Origin of the sequence: Burkholderia sp. Se-20373 (genome assembly GCF_017104705.1) — a bacterium.
GTDB lineage: Bacteria > Pseudomonadota > Gammaproteobacteria > Burkholderiales > Burkholderiaceae > Burkholderia.
Genome location: NZ_JAAGPH010000167.1, coordinates 1 through 15,822 on the forward strand (window position 1 = coordinate 1; position 15,822 = coordinate 15,822).

19 protein-coding genes are annotated in these 15,822 nt (G+C 68.9%); 1 reads left to right on the forward strand and 18 read right to left on the reverse strand.

The genetic code is table 11. The annotated features are described in order from the left end of the window. The 18 genes from G3N96_RS33210 to G3N96_RS33295 form a co-directional block, all read right to left on the reverse strand. A partial coding sequence (locus G3N96_RS33210) for a hypothetical protein (protein ID WP_206139838.1) occupies window positions 1-2,324 on the reverse strand: 2,324 nt, incomplete at its 3' end. A gap of 15 nt (window positions 2,325-2,339) precedes the next feature. After that, window positions 2,340-2,453: a GpE family phage tail protein gene (locus G3N96_RS33215; protein ID WP_006484104.1), complete on the reverse strand. Its 114-nt coding sequence runs from the start codon at window positions 2,451-2,453 to the stop codon at window positions 2,340-2,342. Between the two features lie 8 nt (window positions 2,454-2,461). Next, the gene (locus G3N96_RS33220) at window positions 2,462-2,842 is read right to left on the reverse strand and encodes a phage tail assembly protein (RefSeq protein WP_206139839.1); all 381 of its coding nucleotides are present in this window, start codon (window positions 2,840-2,842) and stop codon (window positions 2,462-2,464) included. A 73-nt stretch (window positions 2,843-2,915) separates the two neighbouring features. Then, on the reverse strand, window positions 2,916-3,425 hold the full coding sequence (locus tag G3N96_RS33225; protein WP_048251463.1) for a phage major tail tube protein: 510 nt from the start codon (window positions 3,423-3,425) through the stop codon (window positions 2,916-2,918). A 28-nt stretch (window positions 3,426-3,453) separates the two neighbouring features. Then, entirely contained in the window at window positions 3,454-4,626 is a 1,173-nt protein-coding gene (locus tag G3N96_RS33230) for a phage tail sheath protein (RefSeq protein WP_206139840.1), read from the reverse strand. 60 nt (window positions 4,627-4,686) lie between these two features. Further along, window positions 4,687-5,367: a tail fiber assembly protein gene (locus tag G3N96_RS33235; protein ID WP_206139841.1), complete on the reverse strand. Its 681-nt coding sequence runs from the start codon at window positions 5,365-5,367 to the stop codon at window positions 4,687-4,689. Between the two features lie 15 nt (window positions 5,368-5,382). After that, window positions 5,383-8,043, reverse strand: a complete 2,661-nt coding sequence (locus tag G3N96_RS33240) for a tail fiber protein (protein WP_206139842.1) — start codon at window positions 8,041-8,043, stop codon at window positions 5,383-5,385. A 6-nt stretch (window positions 8,044-8,049) separates the two neighbouring features. Next, window positions 8,050-8,592, reverse strand: a complete 543-nt coding sequence (locus tag G3N96_RS33245; RefSeq protein WP_124582310.1) for a phage tail protein I — start codon at window positions 8,590-8,592, stop codon at window positions 8,050-8,052. Beyond that, complete coding sequence (locus tag G3N96_RS33250) at window positions 8,585-9,499, reverse strand: baseplate J/gp47 family protein (RefSeq protein WP_089424206.1); 915 nt, start codon at window positions 9,497-9,499, stop codon at window positions 8,585-8,587. Before G3N96_RS33250 ends, G3N96_RS33245 begins: the two co-directional genes overlap by 8 nt. Beyond that, entirely contained in the window at window positions 9,496-9,858 is a 363-nt protein-coding gene (locus G3N96_RS33255) for a GPW/gp25 family protein (RefSeq protein WP_206139843.1), read from the reverse strand. The genes G3N96_RS33250 and G3N96_RS33255 overlap by 4 nt, the downstream gene beginning before the upstream one ends. Then, entirely contained in the window at window positions 9,855-10,541 is a 687-nt protein-coding gene (locus G3N96_RS33260; RefSeq protein WP_206139844.1) for a phage baseplate assembly protein V, read from the reverse strand. Before G3N96_RS33260 ends, G3N96_RS33255 begins: the two co-directional genes overlap by 4 nt. Window positions 10,542-11,216: 675 nt before the next feature. Then, window positions 11,217-11,666 carry a phage tail protein gene (locus G3N96_RS33265; RefSeq protein ID WP_206139845.1) on the reverse strand — a complete coding sequence of 150 codons (450 nt, stop codon included), beginning with the start codon at window positions 11,664-11,666 and terminating at the stop codon, window positions 11,217-11,219. Next, window positions 11,659-11,895, reverse strand: coding sequence for an Rz1-like lysis system protein LysC (gene lysC, locus G3N96_RS39470; RefSeq protein WP_241022944.1), 237 nt, complete (start codon window positions 11,893-11,895; stop codon window positions 11,659-11,661). The genes G3N96_RS33265 and lysC overlap by 8 nt, the downstream gene beginning before the upstream one ends. Next, window positions 11,783-12,223 carry a protein lysB gene (locus G3N96_RS33275; RefSeq protein ID WP_206139846.1) on the reverse strand — a complete coding sequence of 147 codons (441 nt, stop codon included), beginning with the start codon at window positions 12,221-12,223 and terminating at the stop codon, window positions 11,783-11,785. Before G3N96_RS33275 ends, lysC begins: the two co-directional genes overlap by 113 nt. Beyond that, on the reverse strand, window positions 12,220-13,050 hold the full coding sequence (locus G3N96_RS33280; RefSeq protein ID WP_206139847.1) for an N-acetylmuramidase family protein: 831 nt from the start codon (window positions 13,048-13,050) through the stop codon (window positions 12,220-12,222). The genes G3N96_RS33275 and G3N96_RS33280 overlap by 4 nt, the downstream gene beginning before the upstream one ends. Before the next feature lie 3 nt (window positions 13,051-13,053). Further along, window positions 13,054-13,320: a phage holin family protein gene (locus G3N96_RS33285; protein ID WP_089424212.1), complete on the reverse strand. Its 267-nt coding sequence runs from the start codon at window positions 13,318-13,320 to the stop codon at window positions 13,054-13,056. Window position 13,321: 1 nt separating this feature from the next. Further along, a complete protein-coding gene (locus G3N96_RS33290; RefSeq protein WP_124582318.1) occupies window positions 13,322-13,666 on the reverse strand; it encodes a putative holin in 345 nt (114 codons plus the stop codon). A 16-nt stretch (window positions 13,667-13,682) separates the two neighbouring features. Continuing rightward, window positions 13,683-13,889, reverse strand: coding sequence for a tail protein X (locus G3N96_RS33295; RefSeq protein WP_089430443.1), 207 nt, complete (start codon window positions 13,887-13,889; stop codon window positions 13,683-13,685). A 525-nt stretch (window positions 13,890-14,414) separates the two neighbouring features. Between G3N96_RS33295 and G3N96_RS33300 the strand changes: the two genes are divergently transcribed. After that, a partial coding sequence (locus tag G3N96_RS33300; protein ID WP_241022945.1) for a TIGR04222 domain-containing membrane protein occupies window positions 14,415-15,822 on the forward strand: 1,408 nt, incomplete at its 3' end.

A 15,822-nucleotide genomic window follows, 5' to 3' on the forward strand; every position in this document is an offset into this window, starting at 1 on the left:
AACGCGGGCGGGCCGACCAGCGCGGCGGTGGTCGTGAGCGCGGCGGCGGTGCGGGCCATGAGTGACGGGGCGCCGGCGGTTGCGCCGGCCGTGCCGTCGTCGGGCGTGGTCGACGCCTGCAGGCCGAGTTTTTCCCTGACCCAGTCGCGCATCGAACTGCCCAGGCCGCCGATCGTCTCCTTCACCGCGACGAAGCGGCTCTTGATGCCGTCGACGAGCCCCGACACCAGGCTGGCGCCGATCTCCTGGAAGCGCGTGCCGATGTCGCCGAACCAGTCGCCGATGCCGCCGATCGCGGTCTTCACCCACTCGACGGTGGCGTCCCATTTCGCGGTGATCCAGTCGCCGGCCGCGCCGAACGCGTCCTTGATGGTTTCCCACAGCGCGATGAATTTCGGGCCGAGCGTGTCCCAGTGCTGCCAGACGTAGACGGCGGCCGCTGCAATCAGGCCGATCACGAACATCACCGGATTCGCCATCGCCAGCCGGCCGAGCACCATGAATGCCTGCCCGACGAGACCGAACGCGCGGACCATCGACGTCGCGAAGCGGAGCACGTTCACCGACCCGAGCACGTTGCCGAAGACGCTCGCCAGCGTGCCCACGACCGTGAGTACGCCGCCCAGCCCTGCGAAAGCCGTGGCGAGGATGCGGGTGGCCGTGCCGTGTTCGCGCACGAACTTGACGATCTTCCCGAGCACGGAGGCGGTGACGTCCAGCGCCGCGTTGTACATCGGCGTGATCTTCTCGCCGATCTCGAGCTTCAGGTCGCGCAACTGTGCGAGGACGATGAGCTCGCGGCCCGCGGTCGAATCCGCGGCTTTCGCCCGCATGCCGGTGACGCCGTCGGCGGCGGCGCTTTGCCGCTCGGTGTCGTGGACCTGATCGCGCTGGTCGTACATCGTCGTGAGCAGGTTCCCCGCGGCCTTGTCGGGGAACAGTTTCGCCAGCTCGGCCTTGACCTTGTCGGGGCTCGTAATGCCCTTGGCGGCGAGCTTCGGCAGCAGCACCTTTTCGAGCCATTCGAACGGCGACGCCTGCAGCATGTCGCTGCCCGCCAGCGCGCCCGGCTTGAGCCCGGCGATCGCACCGTTCTTCCGGTGCGTGAGCCCTTTCGGATCGACGAGGCCGAGCGCCGCCAGCCGTTGCGCGGCGAGCGCCGTCGACTTGCCCTCGAGCGCGCTGCCGGACAGGGCGGCCAGACCTGCGCCGGCCGACTTGCCGCCCAGCTTCTCGATGAGCGGCTGCATCTGGTAATAGAACGCGTCGGTGCGCAACTTCTTGGCCGCGTTGCCACCCGATTCGGCGAAGTTGTTCCACTCGTCGCCGCTGACCTTGCCGCCGGTCGCGGTCTGCATCTTCTGCACGATGTTCGCTTCGGCGCCGAACGCCGCTTCGGTCTTCGTGCCGCCGCGCAGGTCGATCACCTTCAGCATGCTCATGAACTGGTCGACGTTCTTTTTCGCATCTTCCTTGCCGTACAGCGCCTCGTTCGCGAATTTCATCGAGGACAGCAACGGCAGCGCGACCCGCGCATGCTGTTCGTCGCCGCCGAACTCGGTCAGCGATTCGCGCATCAGCGCCAGGTTGTCGATGGTCGACAGGCCCGGGGCCTGCTGCGCGCGCGCGAACTTCACCGCGTCGGCCGACGCACCCGCCGCACGCATGCGCAGCGTTTCGCTTTCGGCCTGCTTCGCGGCGTCGAGCGGATCGGACAGCATGCCGAGCATGTTCTTGCCGACGCCCTTGACCGTCTCGCCGCGCTTCGCCCACTTCTCGCCGACGCCGCGCAGCGCGTCGATCCTGGCGCGCCGGGCGTCGGCTTGCTGCTGGCGCCGGGTGTCGTACCCGCGCACCCCCGCATCGATCATCGACGCACGCGACGCCATCGTCGCGCGGAGGTTGCGCTCGTCCCGCGACAGGTTGCGCGTGTCGATGCCCGCGCCGGCGAGCTGGGTGCGCATGGCTTGTACGCGACCGGCCTGGTAGTGGTGCGCGGACGCCAGGTTCTCGGCCGCGCGCTGCGCCTTGTTGAAGTCGCTGATCATCTGTTGCGACGGCGAGCGGGTCGCGCGCAGCGACTGGGCGAGCGTGTCGACGCGTGCGCGTGCCGCCGAGAGGTCCGATGCCGTAGTGGCGAGGCCTTTGCGCATCTCACGAAACTCGCCGATGCGCTTCTGCGTCTTCGCCATGTCATCCAGCTCGCGGCGGGTCACCCGCAGCGAATCGGCCAGCCCCTTGTTGCCGGTCAGCATCATTTGCAGGGGCTTCGTCATGTTGTCGACCATGTCGAACATGACGCGCAGTTTCGTGGTGTTGTCCATCGTCGATCGTTTCGCTCATTGGGCGCCGGCGCGTACTCGGGCGCGCTCGCGCCAGTCCATCAGCTCGGCCAGGCTGAAGGCATCCATCACGGGCGGTGTCCAGCCGAACACCGTCGCGATGTCTGCCATCGGGTCTTCTACGCGGTCTGGGAGGCCAGTCGGGATTTCACGGCCTTCGGCATCAAAAAACCGGCGAAGATGCCTCCCAGCTGCACGAGGTCGGCGGGGTCGATGTTGGCGACGTCGGCCTCGGTCAGCATCGGCGAGCTGATGCGCGGCAGCACTTTCGACAGCGCGACGACGTCGAGGCTGACGAGGTCGGACAGCGATACGCCGCGCAGTTCGCCCGATTTCGGCTTGCGCAGCGTGATCGACGTGATCGTCTGGTTGCCGCGCACGAGCGGCGTGTCGAGCGTGTGGGTGGCCGGATCGTCCTGGTCGGCCGCGGCGACGGCGGCGACGGCGGACGCATCGGCCTGCGAGTCGTTCGCGGCCGGGTCGGGTTGCATCGGATTCATGGTGGTCCTGTCGGTGATCAAGCGGGGGAAGGGCGAGGAAGGGCCCGGCCGGCGTAACCGGCCGGGCGGCGGATTACAGGCCGATCGCGTTGCGCAGCGCCGCGAACAGGTCGTTGCCGTTGACCTTCTCGATCATGTTGACGAAGTCGATCTCGATCACGTCCTGGCCGTTCACGGACAGCTTGTAGTAGCTGGCGACGGTCGTGACCTTGAACGCGGTGTCTTCCTTCGACTTCGCGGTGCCCGGGTCGATTTCGCTGTGGCGGCCGCGGATGACGATCTCGATCGCGTCGACGTTGGTCGAATCCTCGGACTGGTAGCCGCCGGCGAAGCGCAGCAGCACGCCGTCGTGCTTCGTGATCGCGTATTGGCCGAGCACGGAGCGCATGAAGCCGCCGCAGGTCCATTCGAGCTGGATCCCTTCCTGCCCGAAGTCGACCTTGATCGGGCCGCTCATGCCGCCGCCCTGGTAGTCCTCCATCTTGCGCGTGAGCTTCGGCAGCGTGACTTCGACAACCTGGCCGACGAAGTTCTCGCCGTTCTGGAACAGGTTGAATCCCTTGAGTTTGCGAGGCATACCCATCGTGTTTGACTCCTGGTGAGGCCGGTCGTTACGCGCTGACGCGCGCGGCGAAATCGGCGAGGTAACGGTCGGTGATGCGCTGGCGCAGCATCAGGTTTTCGAGCGGCGGAACCGGCGTGTATTCGTAGTCGAGATACGCCTTGCCGGACTTCAGCACGTCGGTCGTGTTCGGCTCCGGGTCGTACCAGGCCGAGCCGCCGATCAGGTAGCCCTGCGAGATCCATTCGCGGAACTTGGCGTTGATCGTTTCGATGATGTCGCGCGGCAGCGACGGGTTGAGCGGGCCGTCGATGATGGCCATCTGCGCTTCGGCGATCGAATCGGCGATGACCTGCGCGGTGCGCGTGTAGTTCTCGAACGCGAACAGCGGATCGTCCGAACACGTGCGCGAACCCCAGAAGCGGAAGCCGTTGCGGTTCACGAGCGTCGTCACGTCCTGCTCGTTGAGGAAGCCCGCGTCCGTCGCCGGATCCTGCAGATCCCACGACACGTCGGCGCTGATGCCGGTGACGCCGTTCACGCCGACGTTCGACAGCGTCTTGTGCCAGCCCGTGTCGTTGTCGATCTTCGCGCGCAGGCCGGCCGCATACGCGGTGGCCGGCACGACGACCGTCTTGTTGGTCGTGTCGTCCCACGCGAGGAAGTCCGGCCAGACGACCATCAGTTCGCGCTGGCTGAACTGCTTGCGATACGTGACGGCTTCTTCCTTCGTCTTGCAGCCGTTGGCCGAGACATACGCGAACGCGCGCAGCGACTGCGCGATCGACGCGAGCGCCGCGGCGACGGGTTGCGTGTCGAGGCCCGGCGTCGCGAGGATGCGCGGCTTCACGCCGAAGCGCGCCTGCGCGCCGAGCAGCGCCTTCATGCCGGTGTACTTGCCGTCGGCGGTGACGGTGCCGATCACGTTGGTCGCCGTCTCGGCGGCGTCCTTGCCTTCCGCGACGCGCACGACGATCGTGACGGGCTTGGTCTGCCGGCCGATCGCATCGAGCGTGCGGCGCAGCGTGCCTTGGGTGCCGGCCTTGCCGAGCGCGGCGACGACGTTGGTCAGCAGGACGGGCGTGTCGAGCGGGAAGGCGGTGGCATCGGCGTCGGACGCGGTGCAGACGATACCGACGACGGCCGTCGACACGGTGCGGATCGGGCGCGAGCCCTCGTTGATTTCGATGACGCGTACGCCGTGGTGATAATCCTGCGGCATGGTGTGTGGCTCCTGTGTGTGCAGATCAGATGAAAGAGAACGGGAGAAATCCCGTGCGGATCAGGCCGCGGGGTCCGCGACCGGAGCTGCAGGTGCGCTGGGTTCGTCGGGCTTCGGCTCGGGCTTCGGTGTCGGTTGAGGCTCCGGCTCCGGCTTGGAAGGCGGCGGCGGTACGTACGGCGCCGGCGTAGTCGGCCACGTCACCGCATCGGGGAACGTGTCGGCCTGGACGACCGAAACGAGTGCCATCTGGTAGGCCGACCAGGCCTTGAAGTAATAGATGCCTTCGTCGTCGAGCAGACCCGCGGCGTAGGCATCGGCCTTGCCGGCGTTCGCCTTGCGCGCGGCTTCGAGTCGTCGCTCGAACTCGGCCATCGCGGCGTCGCGTTTTTCGCGCTCGAGCAGCGCAGCCGGAACGGCCCACGCGCCGTTGATCCACGCATGGCGCGGCGACGGTTGCGGTTCGGTCGTGAGGCCGAGTTCGTCGGGCGTCTTGCCGGCAGTCGCGATTTCGACCGGTTCGCCCGTGTCGGTGCGATAGCAGAGGCGGCCGCGGAAGTCCGGCAGCAGCGTCCACGCGTTGTCGCGATAGAACGGCCAGGTCGTCGGCGTGCGCGCCGGCGGCTCGTCGAACGTCGCCCATGACGGCACGAGCCAGCGTTCGGGGTTGCGCGGATCGGCGTCGGGCTGGCCGCTGCTCAGGTATTCGCCGGTCGACTGGTGGTAGTGGTGGATCAGCATGTTTCGGGGTCCAGGTTAATAAGCGCGGATCAACGCGAGCAGCGCGACGTTGCGCGAACGCGATTCGTTGGCGCCGTCGAGGTTGACGGTGATGGCGTGGCTGTGACTGCCTGCGGCACCGATACCGACGTTGTGACCGTGCGTGCCGGCGCCTTCGGTGTTGAATTCGTGGTTGTGACCGCCGGCGCCGGACGTGAATGCCCACGGGTTGTCGTTGTCGACGCCGCCGTTCGAGCCCTGGTGAGCGCCGGAATGCGTACCGAACGGAGCGACACCCACTTCCGTGTAGGGTGCGACGTGCTGGTGATCGCCTACGCTGCCGGTCCAGCCATGGTGGCCGTGCCAGCCCTGCGAGTCGGTCCATGCGGAGTGCGCGTGGTCGCCCACTGCAGCCGCGCTCGCGATGTGGCCGTGCGAGCGGTTCGCGCTGTCCTGCCACGAGCCGAGGATGCGGTTTGTGTCGACACCGCGGGCGTCGTCCCAACACCGGATGAATTCGCCGCGCAGCTCCGGCAGGCGGAACGTCGTCGAGCCGTCGCCGGACGAGAAGTTGGCCCAGAGGCCCTTTGGCCATTCGTCGTCCGTCACCAGCGCACCGCTGGCCTGCGCGTAGGCCCACAGCGCGGGGTAATCGGCGCGCTTGACGAGCGCACCATTCGCCTTCAGGAACCCGGCGCGCACCGACGTGCGCGGCTCGAAGATGATCTGTCCCACAGACGTCGTCGACAGCGCGGCCAGCACCCATTCGGTCGTGGCGAGCGCCTTCGAACGATCGCCCGGTGCAGGTGTCGGGCCCTGCACGGGGGTCTGGAAGACGGTACCGCCCGGCGTGAACGAAACCTGCGGGATCGAGTTGCACGTCACGCCGAACGAGCCGTCGTTGATGTGGTACAGGCCGGTGTCCGGCGCGCCGTCGTTGATGAACGTGAGCGATGGTGCCTGCGCACTGCCTTCCGACAGGAAAATCCGCTTGCCCGGATCGAACCAGAGATCGCCCGCCATCGAGCCGCCCTTCGTGCGGTCGAGCGGTGTGAGGTTGCCGGCGTGCCACGCGGGTTTGCCGTCGATGCGGAAAGTGTGGTCTTGCGTGTGAAACGCGAACGAGCCGTTGTCCGCTCCCCACCAGCCAACCGCCTTGTCATTGCCAAAGAGGTAGCCATCGATGGGGCCGAGACGCAGGCGCCCTTCGTCCGGGGAGTTGCCGACCTTCAGCTCGCCGCGAATGGTGGTGTTTCCGCCGATCAAGGTGCCCGCGCCCTGGTCGTCGATCGTGACGCGACCCGTCGCGAGGTTCAGCGTGAAGGGCCGGTAGTCGTTGAACGTGCCGTCCTGATCACCTTTCTTCGTCGACAGCAGATAGACGTTCACGCCGTCGTTGCGCCAGAAGACACCGTAATCACCGTAGACCGCCCGGAAGTGCGCACCACCCGCATCCAGATCGCGCGAGGTCAACCCGCCCTTGAAAGTGGCGTTTCCTCCGACCTGGAACACGTTCCGGCCGTCGTCGCCCACCTCGCCAACGACCAGGCGCTTGGTCACGCTCACGGTTCCCGTGTCGCGTCGAATGAACAGGCGGCGCGTTTGGTTGCCACTGTCGTCAAACGAATTGATGCCGAAGTGGGAACCAGCATTGCCGGCGCCCTCCGCCGAATCTTCCTTGTATACCGTCCAGCGTACTTTTGACGAGTCCGTATTGGTGAAGAACAGGGTCGCGTAGCCCGTGCCAGAACCCGCTGCCTGAATCGATGATGCCGTGGAGTAGAACGTTCCAGACGCCTTGGCGTTGCCTGCGACCTGTAGCGTCGTGTTGCCGTCGTCCACGCTGCCATTGCCCACGATCACCCGGCCACCGTACGCGACGCGCACCGCACGCGCCTGGTTCGCGTCGGTCTCTGCGTCGTTGCCGGTCTTGTTGACCCACAGATCGACGTACTCGCGTCCCCACGCGCCATTGTCGAAGCCCGCCCGCACCGTCGCGATCAGGCGTGTCCCGGTATCGGCGATATTGCCGCCGAACGTGCCATGCAGGCGCACGCGGCTTTCCCGCCCGTTCTTGCCGGTCGGCGGACGCACCGTGACATGCGCGGTATCCGGACCCGCATCGAATTCAGTCACGACCGGCCCGGTGAACTTCGCCCCGGTCAACGCCGCATATCGCGACGCCGCGGTTTTCGGCGTCACGGCGCGCGCATCGTCCGCGCCGGCGTTCACTTCCGCCTGCGTCGCCAGCTCGACCACGCCTTGCCGCTCGGTCGTCGCCGGCGGATTCAGGAACGACGCATCGCCGAACACGAGTTTCGTCGCGTCGATCGTCGCGAACTGCAGGTCGGACGACAGCAGCAGCATCGCGGCCGGCGACTTCTCCATGATCGGCGTCGCCTGGCCATAGCTGGCCAGCAGCACGCCGTTCTCGAGATAGAGGCCGAACCCGTACAGCGAGTACTGGTCCGCGGTGTCGTCCTTCAGCGTCGTATGAATCGTGTCCGGCGCGACGTTGGCGCCGCCGAAGGACTTGATCCGCTTCAGCTCGTTCGGCAGCTTCGTGAGCCCCTTGTCGGCGACGAACGGCGCGTTCGCCAGGCCGATTTCCACGACCTGGTGGGCGTTCGTGCCGCCGTTGCCGGCGGCGACGAGCGCGGCACGGCCGGCGTCGGTGATGATGATCTGGGTTGCCATGTGCGATCAGTAGTCGGTGAGGTTCAGGCGGCGATAGGCCGCCACGCGCGCGGCGGCGCCGACCGGTTGTCGGCCCCGCATCTCGAAGCCCTGCGTGAACGTGTAGTGCGCCCGTACCGGCTTGGTCCGGTCGATTTCCGCGATGATGTCGGCGACGTATTCGGCGGTCGGCGGCTGGCCTTCCTGGCCGCTGACCGTCATCACGAGGTCGAACGTGCCGGGTTGGCCCGGCGGCCGCTGCTCGAACCATTCACGCAGGACGATGTTTCCGCCGAAGGCCGCGACGACTTCGCGCACCGCGGCGGCGGTGCCCTTGCGGCGGGCGATCGGAATTGCCTGGCCGACCCGGGCGCGCTTCACGTACTCGGGCCAGTAGTCCTTCCACGCATCGACGCCGAGGTGCCACGCGAGCCACGGCAGCAGGTCGGAGCGGATCGCGTCCGGATTCATCAGCGTCGCGAGCGGCGTCGGCACGTCGTCGATGCGCGCGCTCGTCGCGGCGAGCCGGCGTTCGAGCCGCGTCGCGTTCGGCGGGAGGACGTCATTCATTGCTGTACACCCCGCCGTCGATCAGCTCGATTCCGGTGCAGTACGGCGCCTGCTGCTTCGTCGCCGGCAGGCCGGCGGACGGGCTTTCGAGGATCACCTTCTGCACGCCGGCCGCGCGGGCGGCCGCGTAGATCCCGTCGAGCGTAACCTCCATCCCGAGGCGATGCATGGATTCGGTGTATTTCTTCATCGCGCGGTTGGCTTCCGCGAGCGCCACCGCGCGATCCGGGCCGGCGAAGAACACGAGCCGCGCGCGCACCTGGTAGCGCAGGATTTCCGCGCCGCGCACCGTGACCTTGTCGGTGAGCGGCCGCACGTCGTCGGCCTGCAGCGCGGCCGCCACCGCGGCGATCAGCGCCGGGTCCGCCGTGCCGTCGCCGTCGCGCGCCAGCACCGAGACGAGGACTTCGCACGGGGCCGGGCTGACGGCCGACGCGTCGAGCACACGGCCGTCCGCGTTGCGCGCGTGCGAGACGTACGCGCCTTCGGGGCCGGCGACGGACAGGCTCTGCGGCGCGAGCTGCGTGCGGGCGCGCAGGTCGGTATCGCTTTCCATGACCGCCGCGACGTCGTGTTCCGGATCGGCGGGCGTGATCGTCAGGCGCCGGATGCCGAACAGCGCGGCGAGATGATCGAGGTCCGTGCCGACCGCGTAGGCCAGCATCACGGCGCGCGCGGCGTCGTTCACGCGCTGCCGCAGCACGATCTCGCGGTACGCGTTTTCCTGGAGCAGCTTCACGACCGGCTCCGATTCGAGCGCGAGCGTCGCGGCGATCTCGGCCTGCTCGTCGGCCGGGTAGAGCGACACGAAGCGTGCCTTGCGCGCGGCAAGCAGCGTTTCGTAGTCGATCGTTTCGACGACGTCGGGTGACGGCAACTGCGAGAGGTCGATCGGCGTCACGCTCATGCCGGGCTCCCGTTCATCATCGGCACGCGGGTCGACACGGCCGTGCCGTTCTCGCCGGTCCAGCCTTCGATGTCGAGATAGACCGACCCGGCGGCCGCATTCGCGTCGTCGGCGGCGAGCACGACGCGGGTGAGCGTCAGGCGCGGCTCCCAGCGCATGAGCGCCGTCGCGACGGCGGCGTACAGCCGGGTGCGCACGGTGCCGTTGCCGGGTGCGTCGATCAGGTCGGGCAGCTCGGAGCCGAACGTGCGGCGTTTCACGCACGACGCGAGCGGCGTCGTCACGATCCTGCCGATCGACTGGTAGAAGTGGTCCAGGCCCGAGATCGAGCGGCCGGTGTTCGCGTTCATGCCTTTCATTGCGGTGCGCTCACGAGTTGTCCATCGCCTTGTTCGCGATGCGTGTGATGCGGGAGGCTGATGCCCTGGGATGTCACTTCGCGGGTGAAGGTGGCCGCGCCGTCGATCTGCATCGTGGCGCCGCCGCCGGCGCCGCCGGTGCCGGTCATGCCCGATTCGAATGCGAACGGGCCCTTGACCGTCATCGCGCCGGTGCAGGTCGTCTGCGGCGCGTCGAACGTGATGCGCTCGGCCTTCACCGTGGCGTCGCGGGTCTGCACGACGACCGATCCCGGCGCGACGATGCGCACGGTCGCGCCGGCGGGCAGCTCGGCCGTGAGCGCATGCGCGGCGTGGTCGTACGTGATGCTCGCGCCGTCGGGGTAGACGCGTGCGTGGGTGTCCGGGCTCGATGCAGGGGCCGGCGCGGCGTTCGAATACACGCCGCGCAGCGCGACGCCCTGCGCCGGATCGCCCATTGGGCAGAGCAGCACGACCTGTTCGCCCGGCGTCGGCGGCAACCAGTCGCGCGTGCCCCCGGCGGTGCCGGCGACCCACGGAATCCAGTTGGTCTGCAGGCCGCTGCCGTCGGCGTCGGCGTCGCCGACCGAGACGCGGCACAACGCGGCCGCATGGTCGACCGCGAGGATCGTTCCCTTGCGCACCGCGTTGCGTGCCTGCCGTTGAATTTCATTTGCGTCCATGCAGCCATGGTGACGGCCGGGCAGCCACGGCGCGAGCGATGGCCTGTGTCGTCGCGACGAGGACAGCGCGCACCGGATGCCGGCACGAACGCGCGCGTCGAGAATCGCATCACCGGTTGGAATGAGGATGGCGTCGTGCGCCCCGGCGATGGGGGGCGAGGCTGGGATGCGTGAGCGGAGCGACGTCGCCGCGGCGGCTGGGTGGAGGTGCGACGGGTTGCGTGGCGCCGAAATGCAGAGGGGTGTTGTGCCGCGGGCCACGAGGATGGGGCGCGCGTGGAGGTGTTGCCACGAGCGACGACGTCGACGCGGCGCGCGTTGCCGCTGGCGGTCGATTCGAGGGCGATGCACGAGCAGGCGATCGGCGTTGCGATCGCGACAGGCGAGTTCGCCACGGCGGGCGAAACGACGAGGGCGAGACGAGATGTCCAGCAGCGACGCGCAGCCGTTGCGGCGGCGAATGAACGCGGCGGAACGCTGCGCACGCGCGGTGCAGGGTGTTCGCTCGACCGCACGTGGTGCCGATGCCGTATGCCGGAAGACGGGCCGCCGCCAGCTGGGCTTACCTGATGAGTGAGTGCAGCAGAACACCGTGCACGCACGGTGCACGGCGTTGGTTCGATAGCACGCGGCTCCGATGCCGCGTGCGGGAAGACTGGCCGCCGCCCGCCAGGCTTACCTGATCTGCGGCAGCGCGACCCAGGTGAGCGTGTTGGCCGGATCGACCCGCGTGTCGTCGACGTGGGTGATCACGTGCCGGCCGTCCGGCCCGGTTGCGACGTTGACGCTTTCGGTCAGTGCCAGCCGGATCGACAGGTCGACTGTCGCCGGGTCGCGAACGCCGACCTCGAAGGTGATGCCGCTCGTGCGCGCGGCAGGATTCGTCACGAGATCCGGCTGGTTCTGGCGGATCCATTCGACGACTGCGACGAACACCGGATCCGTGTCGCCGGAGAAATTCGTCGCGAGCACGTGGGCCGTGTACCGGTATTCGAACGACGGCGTCAGCGTGCCGGTGGTCGCAATCGATCCTTGCTCGACGAGCACGGTCAGCGCGCCCGGTTCGGTCCCGAGTGACGGGATGGCGGCGACGAGCGCCCGCCGCAGGCTGTCTGGCTTAATCATGCGGATGGGCTCCGTGGCGGGTTGCGGGCGTGCCGGCCTGGCAGGCCGCGATCATGTCGACTTGCGCCGCGCAGGTCGCCCAGGCCGCCTTCGCGAGCGTGAGCGCGGCATCGAGCTCACCGTTGGTGCGGGGCGCGAGCATCGGCAGCGTGCAGGGGCTCACCGTCTGGCACGTATTCGACGTAAGCGTCGGCGCCGGTGAGAGCGGGATTGGCTTGCAGGCGGACAACGTCGTTAGGCAGACGAGTGCCAGCCCAGGCGCGAAGCGCGGCGTTTTCATCGGTCAATCTCCGGTTTTCAAGTCGGGTGGCGTCGAGCTTCGATGCGATCGCGGCCTGCGAACGGTCGAGCCGGGCCTGCTGTCGGGCGCGCTCGGCGGTGTCCTGCCGCATGCGCGCGATGACGTCGTCGCGCCCAGCGAGCGCCTGTCGTGCATCGACGAGTTGCTGCCGCGTGGCGCCCAGGTCGGCGCGCAGCGCATGCACGACCAGCGCCGCGGCGGCGCACGCGGCAAGCGCGGCGACGCAGGCGGCGAATTTCGCGGCGAGCCCGTTCATGCGGCGGACGGGGCGCCGGCCGATGCGGATCCGCCCGGCGTCGACGCGTAGCGGTCATAGGCCCGCGCGAGCTTCACGTCGTAGAGGTTCGCCGCGTAGTCGGGGCCGTTGTACGCGCGTGCGAATGCGGCCCACTGGCGGGCGGCGAGCGCGCGGCGCAGCGCGTCGTCGGCCGCGATGTAGCGGACGAAGGCGTCGAGATGCTGGGCTTCGCCGCTTTCCATGCACGCGACGAATTCGTCGATGCCGGCATAGCCGAGGCGCGCCCAGTGATAGCCCATCACCTGGAACGCGCCCCAGCTCGCGGACTCCCACGCGGCGCCGGCATCGATCGACTCGGCCGTCGCGAGGCGCGTGTATTCCGCGGCGCCGCCGCGATAGCCGCCGCGCGTGCGCGACACGATGTCCGGCTGCCGCGCCGCGAACGGTGCCGGATCGATGCCGCGTGCCTGCAGCCGTTTCCAGAACACGTGGCGTTCGAACAGGATCACGGGCCGGCCGTCGGGCAAGAACCCGGCGCCGCGCGACTCGACTTTGTTGACCGCGCGAATGCACGCGAGCGGCACGTCGAGCGTGCGTGCGGCGCGTTCGAGATCGGCGAGCGCGAGGTGGGTCGGATCGCGCCGGCCGGTGGCCAGCGCGGCGCAGGTCTTCGGGCCGGCGATGCCGTCGTCGACGAGGCCGGTGTTTCGTTGCAGCGCGATCACGGCGGCTTCGGTCGCCGCGTCGTAGAGGTGCGTGACCTGCACCGGATAGCCGGCGCGGATCAGCCGGCGTTGCAGCAGGCCGACGTCATCGCCGTGGTCGCCGAGGCGGCGGGTCTTCATGATTCATTCACTCCTGAGCAGGCGGGCGACGTTGCCGCGCGTGCCGCAGACGGACATCGCCAGCAGCACGGCGGTAGCCGCTTCGAAGAAGCCGACGGAGCCGGCATGCAGCAGCAATTCGATCGATGCGCCGCCGGCGACCGCCACGACGATCCACGCGAACCACGACGCGCGATGCCGGTGCCGCGCGCCGTTGCGCCGGTAGGTGAGCACGCGCACGAGCACGGCGACGTGGGCGCAGAGCGCGATCAGCACGAGCGGGAGCGGCATGTCATCCCCCCTTGCGGAACAGCGCGAGCAGGTCCAGCGTCTTGACCCGTTCGATGAGTTGCAGCGTGACGGCGATGACGAGCGCGGCCGCGAAGAACGCGGCGACGCCCGTCGAGTGGATCGGCGTGGCGCCGACGATTTCCGGCGCGGCGAGATACCCCATCACGAGCGAGATCAGCAGGTACGCGGCGCGCCGTGCGACGCCGATGTCCTTCGACGTGACGACCACGAGCGCGGCGCCCGTGAACGCGCCGATCAGCGCGTTGCCGTCGATGCCGGGCGCGAGCCCGGCGACGCCGATCGCGGCGGACAGCATCGCGGCGGTGGTGAGGTTCGGTTCGGCCATGCAGGCGATTCCAGGGTCAGTCAAACAGTTGCAGCAACGGCCGTGCGCGCGTGGCGGTGTCGAGCGGCGGCAAATGGACGGGCGTGCCGGCCGGCAGCACGACGCCGAGGCCGGCGAGCCCGGTGTTGGCTTCGAGCACGGTTTCGACGGTGCCGTCCGTGCGGCCGTAATGGCGCCAGCACAGCGCGTCGACGGTGTCGCCCTGCAGGGTGCGCACGATCATGGCCGGCACTCCCGATGCGGGAACGCAACACAGTCGCCGGCCGGCGCGTGGTGGAGGCTTGTCGATGTCGTGCTGCTTGCCATGGCGAGGTCCCGGGCAGTGAGGCAGTGGAGAGGGTTCCCATGGTCGAGCTTCGCCGGGCGGCGTTCAACGACACGCATGCGTGGCCTGTGCGGAGACGCAGCGCGGCGCGTGTCGCGACGGGCAGCGGGCCTTACGCTTTCCGTGCGGGTGCTCGATCGGCGCTTGATGGGCAGGTCACGGGCGGGTGCGCCGTGCAGCCGGATTGCAGCTTGCGTGGGCCGGGGCGGCCTTGATTGACCTTGTGCAGCCTTGGTTTCGCGCGGTGCGACGTGTGTCGAGCCCTTGCCGGGCAAGGGCGGGGGGCACGTAGGTAAAACTCCGAAGGCAGGGGTTGCTGGTTCACAGCGTGCGCCTGCCGCCTCGCCGTCATGCGAGAATCCCCCGCAACGACCACTCCAAGCGACGATCGCGGCGGCCGTCCGCGCATCGCGCCGACTCCCGATGGCTGCCATCCTGTCTACCCCGACCGCAGTCGATGCCCGCGCGCTGACCGATGCGCAGCAGGGGCTGCTCACGCGTCTGCACGCCTATTCCCCCGACGATCCGACCGCGCCGCTGCCGTACAGCCGGCGCCTTGCCGAAGCCGAAGGCTGGTCGCATGCGCATGCGCTGGCCGTGATCGACGAATACAAGCGCTTTGCGTTCCTCGCGCAGGCAGCCGGCCATCCGGTCACGCCGTCGGTCGCGGTCGATGCCGCGTGGCATTTCCACCTGCAGTACACGCTCGAATACTGGGACGTCTTCTGCGCCGGCGTGCTGCGCGCGCGGCTGCATCACATGCCCGGCACGGGCGCGCTGGACGAAGCCGCCGTGTACGCGCAGCGCTATCGCGACACGCTCGACAGCTACCGCAGGCTGTTCGGCTGCGAGCCGCCCGAAGCGATCTGGCCGCGCCCCGTCGCCGAGGCCGCGCCCGCCGACGCCCCGGTGCAGCGCGCAGCACCGAGCGACGGCCCGTCGAGCGAGCCGGCCGCGCGCCCGCAACGCTGGCGGCGCTTCGCGAAGCTCGCGTGGCCGACGGCGGCGATCAGCGTCGCGGCGACCTGCGCGAGCGCGAGCGATTTCAATGTGCTGGACTTCTCGGGGCCGGACTTTCTCGGGTTGTTCTACGTGCCGCTCTGCGTCGCCGCGCTGCTGCTGATCGCCGGCCTGCAGTGGATCGAATACCGCCACCGGGTGTGGGGAACGCGCGCCCCCGAATCGTCGCCCGACCTGAGTGCGGAGGAGGCGGCGTATCTCGCGGGCGGCGGTGCGCGGATGGCGCAGGTCGTGATGCTGTCGCTCGCGCATGCCGGTGCGATCGAGCTGCGGATGAGCAAGGGCCACGGCGCGCGGGTGCGGATCGACGATCCGCGACACGCAGGCGCTTATGGCGCCGACTGGGAATGGCTGAGGCAGCAGCCCGGCGGCGAGACGAGCTGCCACGCATTTCGTCAGCGTCTCGCGTGGCGCGAAGCCGACTGCGCCGCGGCGTTGCAGCGCAAAGGCTGGCTCTGGGCGCCGGGCGAGATGCGGGCGACGCGGATGGCCGCGCGCGGGATCCTGCTGCTCGTGTTCGGCGCGGGCGCGGCGAAGCTCGCGGTCGGCCTGAGCCGCGGCCGGCCCGTGCTGCTGCTGATGATTGTCATGGCGGCGTTCATGGTCGCGTACCACTTCATGGTCGAACGCCTGCCCGGCTTCGGGCGCGGCGGCATGACGCGCGGCGGCGAGGCGGCGCTCGACGCGCAACGCGATCGGCGCGTCGTCCGACGCGTAGTGCGTGCCGGCCGGGTGATATTCGGCGTAGGTCGGCTCCGCGTCGCCGGGCGGCGCGAGCGTGGCGACTTCGGTCAGTTGCGCGTCCTGCAGC

What these genes read in the sequence shown, in the direction of transcription:
- G3N96_RS33215 (WP_006484104.1), bottom strand. Translation starts at nt 2,453, where the DNA reads ATGGCAGACATCGCGACGGTGTTCGGCTGGACACCGCCCGTGATGGAT.
- G3N96_RS33220 (WP_206139839.1), bottom strand. Translation starts at nt 2,842, where the DNA reads ATGAATCCGATGCAACCCGACCCGGCCGCGAACGACTCGCAGGCCGAT.
- G3N96_RS33225 (WP_048251463.1), bottom strand. Translation starts at nt 3,425, where the DNA reads ATGGGTATGCCTCGCAAACTCAAGGGATTCAACCTGTTCCAGAACGGC.
- G3N96_RS33230 (WP_206139840.1), bottom strand. Translation starts at nt 4,626, where the DNA reads ATGCCGCAGGATTATCACCACGGCGTACGCGTCATCGAAATCAACGAG.
- G3N96_RS33235 (WP_206139841.1), bottom strand. Translation starts at nt 5,367, where the DNA reads ATGCTGATCCACCACTACCACCAGTCGACCGGCGAATACCTGAGCAGC.
- G3N96_RS33240 (WP_206139842.1), bottom strand. Translation starts at nt 8,043, where the DNA reads ATGGCAACCCAGATCATCATCACCGACGCCGGCCGTGCCGCGCTCGTC.
- G3N96_RS33245 (WP_124582310.1), bottom strand. Translation starts at nt 8,592, where the DNA reads ATGAATGACGTCCTCCCGCCGAACGCGACGCGGCTCGAACGCCGGCTC.
- G3N96_RS33250 (WP_089424206.1), bottom strand. Translation starts at nt 9,499, where the DNA reads ATGAGCGTGACGCCGATCGACCTCTCGCAGTTGCCGTCACCCGACGTC.
- G3N96_RS33255 (WP_206139843.1), bottom strand. Translation starts at nt 9,858, where the DNA reads ATGAAAGGCATGAACGCGAACACCGGCCGCTCGATCTCGGGCCTGGAC.
- G3N96_RS33260 (WP_206139844.1), bottom strand. Translation starts at nt 10,541, where the DNA reads ATGGACGCAAATGAAATTCAACGGCAGGCACGCAACGCGGTGCGCAAG.
- G3N96_RS33265 (WP_206139845.1), bottom strand. Translation starts at nt 11,666, where the DNA reads ATGATTAAGCCAGACAGCCTGCGGCGGGCGCTCGTCGCCGCCATCCCG.
- G3N96_RS33275 (WP_206139846.1), bottom strand. Translation starts at nt 12,223, where the DNA reads ATGAACGGGCTCGCCGCGAAATTCGCCGCCTGCGTCGCCGCGCTTGCC.
- G3N96_RS33280 (WP_206139847.1), bottom strand. Translation starts at nt 13,050, where the DNA reads ATGAAGACCCGCCGCCTCGGCGACCACGGCGATGACGTCGGCCTGCTG.
- G3N96_RS33285 (WP_089424212.1), bottom strand. Translation starts at nt 13,320, where the DNA reads ATGCCGCTCCCGCTCGTGCTGATCGCGCTCTGCGCCCACGTCGCCGTG.
- G3N96_RS33290 (WP_124582318.1), bottom strand. Translation starts at nt 13,666, where the DNA reads ATGGCCGAACCGAACCTCACCACCGCCGCGATGCTGTCCGCCGCGATC.
- G3N96_RS33295 (WP_089430443.1), bottom strand. Translation starts at nt 13,889, where the DNA reads ATGATCGTGCGCACCCTGCAGGGCGACACCGTCGACGCGCTGTGCTGG.